This is a genomic window from Chryseobacterium sp. DT-167, from assembly GCF_058310155.1.
In genome coordinates, this window is record NZ_JBZEEQ010000030.1 from 1 (window position 1) to 1192 (window position 1192).

Annotated in this window: 1 protein-coding gene; it reads right to left on the reverse strand. The window is 70.6% G+C overall.

The features are described from left to right. Window positions 1–72: 72 nt before the first annotated feature. Window positions 73–951, reverse strand: a complete 879-nt coding sequence (locus tag AC4FQ5_RS19515; RefSeq protein WP_491146141.1) for a helix-turn-helix domain-containing protein — start codon at window positions 949–951, stop codon at window positions 73–75. Window positions 952–1192 lie beyond the last annotated feature (241 nt).

The following is a 1192-nucleotide window of genomic DNA, read 5'->3' on the forward strand; positions in this document are numbered from 1 at the left end:
GGTGGAACGGCGCACCTCGGTTCCCCGAGGTGCGCCGTTCCTGGTTTCACCGCATACGTATCGCGAGTCCCGTCACCGTTCCTGCATGCGGCCGGTCGCCTCCCAGAGCCGGATGAGCTTGAGCGCGAGATGCAGTGTGCTCCGTGTGAAGCCGTCGGCGAGCGCCTCCCGCACGACCTGGGGCATGCGCTCGAGTCGGTAGTACAGCGTCGTCCGGTGCAGGAACAGCAGGTCGCACGCCGCCACGACGTTGGCTCCCACGTCGAGGTAGGTCTCGATCGTGACGCGCTGGGTCTGATCCGCGAGGGTGTAGAGCGCGTGCGCCGCCGGAGAGATCGTGCGCAACTGAGCCGGATCGGCTGCCGCCGAGGCGAGGAGGAGCCAACCGCCGAGGTCGCGCGCATCGGCGGCCGGATGGAACTGCGGGAGCGTCGCCGCCAGGGTCGCCGCGAGGGCGGCCTCCTCGGCGGCGGCTCGAAGATCGCGGGCGCCGGCCGCGGGCGACGCGGATCCGATCCCGAGCACGCGGATGCCGCGCTCCTCGGCGTGGCGCAGGACGAGCTCGTCGAGGTCTGCATGCGACGGAGGCCCGACGAGATACACGGTTCCGGAGCGGCGCCCGGCGAAGTAGGCGGGTACCGGCCGCAGCCGGCTCAACCTCCGAGCGAAGGCGGTGCTGTCGATATCGCTCACCGCCGCGTCGATGAGGAGCGCACGGACGGACGTCCCCGTCTCGGGGCGGAGCCACCCCGAGGCGAGCGCGAACCCGTAGGCCGAACGGCGTTGGGATTCGTCGTCGGCGAGCACGTCGCGCAGGACGGACTCGCGGTCCCGAGCCACGGCCGGTCCGTCTCGCAGGACGTCCTGCACGAGCGCCGAGGCTGCGTCGACGGTATCGACGTCGATCGGGCCCATGGTCTCGGACGCGTCGAGAGTGTCGCTGGTCGTCATGGTCGTGTCCTCCTCGCCGTGGCGGATCCTGATCGGCGGACGGGCGGGGTGCGTCCTCATCGCGCTCCACCGACGTTCGCCGTCACCATCCCAGCGGAATGCACGTCCACGGACCAGGAAGAAAGGAGGAAGAAATGCGCACCGGCGACCGTTTCGGGCTGCACGACCGTCGGCTCGACTTCTCCGACGCGGCACGGTCACGCCTTCTTCGCACCCTCGGCCGATGCCCCCGGTACTGTGC